Origin of the sequence: Pseudomonas sp. Xaverov 259 (assembly GCF_019352915.1) — a bacterium.
Taxonomy (GTDB): Bacteria; Pseudomonadota; Gammaproteobacteria; order Pseudomonadales; family Pseudomonadaceae; genus Aquipseudomonas.
Genome location: NZ_JAAAFV010000050.1, coordinates 1 through 3,184, shown reverse-complemented (window position 1 = coordinate 3,184; position 3,184 = coordinate 1). Strand labels below are relative to the sequence as shown.

The window sequence follows — 3,184 nt, the reverse complement described above, 5'->3', positions numbered from 1 at the left end:
CTGGTGGGGGCAAGCCTGCTCGCCACAGGGGCCAGTTCGGCACTAGAGCACTATCAGAAGAGCACCTTCGCCACGTCAGCAAAGCGCTTGGCAAAGTGCACCGTCATGCCTTCCTTCAGGTACTCGGGCAACTCCTCAAAGCTGCCACGGTTCGGCTCCGGCAAAATCAGCTCATGAATCTTCTGACGCCGCGCCGCAATCACCTTCTCGCGCACCCCGCCAATCGGCAGCACATGCCCGGTCAAGGTCAGTTCACCGGTCATGGCCACGCCTTTTTTCGGCGGCTGGTTGCGTGCCAGCGACAGCAACGCACTGGCCATGGTGACACCCGCGCTCGGGCCGTCTTTGGGTGTCGCGCCTTCCGGCACGTGCAAGTGTACGAAGGCCTCATCGAAGAACTTCGGATCGCCGCCAAACGACTTCAGGTTCGAGCTGATGTAGCTGTAGGCGATTTCGGCGGACTCTTTCATCACTTCGCCCAATTGCCCGGTGAGTTTGAAGCCGCGATTGAGTGTGTGGATGCGCGTCGCCTCAATCGGCAAGGTCGCGCCGCCCATGCTGGTCCAGGCCAGGCCAGTGATCACACCGGTGCCGGACAGCACTTGCTCGTTGCGGAACACCGGCATGCCCAATGAGCTTTCCAGGTCCTTGTTGCCAATCTTGATCACCGAGTCCGGCTCATCCAGCAACTTGACCACGGCCTTGCGCACCAGTTTGCCCAGCTGTTTCTCCAACTGGCGCACCCCGGCTTCCCGCGCATAACCGTCGATCAACGCGCGCAGGGCGCCGTCGCTGATGCTCAGGCTGGTTTTCGCCACGCCGGCTTTTTCCAGCTGCTTGGGCCACAGGTGACGTTTGGCGATGGCGACCTTTTCTTCGGTGATATAGCCCGACAGGCGAATCACTTCCATCCGGTCCAGCAACGGGCCGGGGATCGAATCCAGGGTGTTGGCGGTACACACGAACAGCACTTTGGACAGGTCCAGGCGCAGGTCCAGGTAATGGTCGAGGAATTCGACGTTCTGCTCCGGGTCCAGGGTTTCCAGCAGCGCCGACGCCGGGTCGCCCTGGAAGCTCTGGCCCATCTTGTCGATCTCGTCGAGCATGATCACCGGGTTCATCACTTCCACATCTTTGAGCGCCTGCACCAGCTTGCCCGGCAGGGCGCCGATGTAGGTGCGGCGATGGCCCTTGATCTCGGCCTCGTCGCGCATGCCGCCGACGCTGAAGCGGTAGAACGGCCGCCCCAGGGACTCGGCGATGGATTTACCCACACTGGTTTTGCCCACACCCGGCGGGCCCACCAGCAGTACGATGGAGCCGGCGACCTCACCTTTATAGGCACCCACCGCCAGAAACTCGAGGATACGGCTCTTGATATCGTCCAGGCCGGCATGGTGCTTATCCAGCACCTTGCGTGCGTGTTTGAGGTCGAGTTTATCCTCGCCATACACGCCCCACGGCACGGCAGTGGCCCAGTCCAGGTAGTTGCGCGTGACCGCGTATTCCGGCGAACCGGTTTCCAGGATCGACAGTTTGTTCATTTCTTCGCTGATGCGCTTTTGCGCCTGGCTCGGCAGCACTTTGCCCACCAGGCGTTGCTCGAACTGTTCGACGTCGGCGCTGCGGTCATCCTTGGTCAAGCCCAGCTCTTGCTGGATGACCTTGAGTTGTTCCTTGAGGAAGAACTCGCGCTGATGCTCACCGATCTTGCGGTTCACCTCGGCGGAAATCTCTTTTTGCAGGCGCGCAACTTCAACTTCCTTGCGCAGCATCGGCAGCACTTTTTCCATGCGCTTGAGCATGGGCACGCAGTCCAGCACTTCCTGCAACTCGTTGCCGGTGGCCGAGGTCAGCGCGGCGGCGAAGTCGGTGAGCGGCGACGGGTCGTTGGGGCTGAAGCGGTTGAGGTAGTTCTTCAACTCTTCGCTGTACAGCGGGTTAAGCGGCAACAGCTCTTTGATCGCGTTGATCAGCGCCATGCCGTAAGCCTTGACCTCATCGGTCGGCTCGGTGGGCTGGTGCGGGTATTCGACTTCCACCAGGTATGGCGGGCGATGGTGCTTGAGCCAGGTCTTGATGCGCACGCGGGTCAGGCCCTGGGCCACGAATTGCAGCTTGCCGTTTTCGCGGCTGGCGTGGTGCACCTTCACCAGTGTGCCGTACAGCGGCAGGCTGGAGGTGTCGAAATGGCGCGGGTCTTCGGGTGGCGTGTCCATGAAAAACAGCGCAAGCGAGTGATGGTCGGACTTGCTCACCAACTCCAGGGTCTCGGCCCACGGCTCTTCATTGACGATGACCGGCAACACCTGCGCCGGGAAGAACGGCCGGTTGTGGATCGGGATGATATAGACCTTGTCCGGCAGGTTTTGCCCAGGCAGGGCCAGGCCGGTGTTGGACGATGCTTCGTGTTCAGCGTTTTCGGGGTCGGCGTAATCGTTCAGGTCGATGTCCGGGAATTCTTGCTGGTCGCTCATGGGGCACCTGCATAAGGAAGTATGCAGGTTAGATGGGGCGGCGGGGCGGTGGTTTCAATGGTGGGGCGTAGTTAGCAACAAATTGCATGATATTTCTGCCAGCATCGCTGGATTCAGTGGGAGCTGGCTTGCCTGATAGCGGTGTGTCAGCCAGTAATTATCTGATTGACACTCCCTCATCGCAGCATAGGCATCTACACAAATATTGGCGTTTGGGGTGTTGGGCTGGTTTATCGTCTCAGTGGGGTGCTGGAGTACATATCCGTTGCTGCGGTAATGGCTGCCTAGGGTTCCGCCCTGACGGCGGGTCACTTTTTGAAGGACCAAAAAGGTAACCAAAAAGTCCTCGCCCCACCACTCGGCACCTCGCTTAGGCTCGGTGTGCCCTCACTCCGGCTTGAATCCGTGGGCCGCCGCGATGGGCCATCCTTGGCCCAGCGCGGCTAACCCGGCGTCCTGCCAGGTTACCCACGGATTCAAGCCTGCGTTCGGCCAGCGTGGTTAACGGGGCGATTCTCAGATCAAAAGCAGATCAAGATCTACAGCACGGCGGCCTGAAAGCCGACCTGAGTGGTTGAAGCAAGAGCCAGATCAAGTGCAGAGCAAAAGCCTATGTACCTGATGCAACGCAGTCTAAATGTGGGAGCGGGCTTGCTCGCGAATGCGGTGTATCAGTAACAGATAAATTGACTGACCCACCGCATTCG

The 3,184-nt window shown here is 59.9% G+C and carries 1 protein-coding gene; it reads right to left on the bottom strand.

Translation table 11 applies throughout. From position 1 onward, the window contains the following. Positions 1-53 precede the first annotated feature (53 nt). Positions 54-2,477, bottom strand: coding sequence for an endopeptidase La (gene lon, locus K0H48_RS21345; protein WP_257627077.1), 2,424 nt, complete (start codon positions 2,475-2,477; stop codon positions 54-56). Positions 2,478-3,184: the final 707 nt, after the last annotated feature.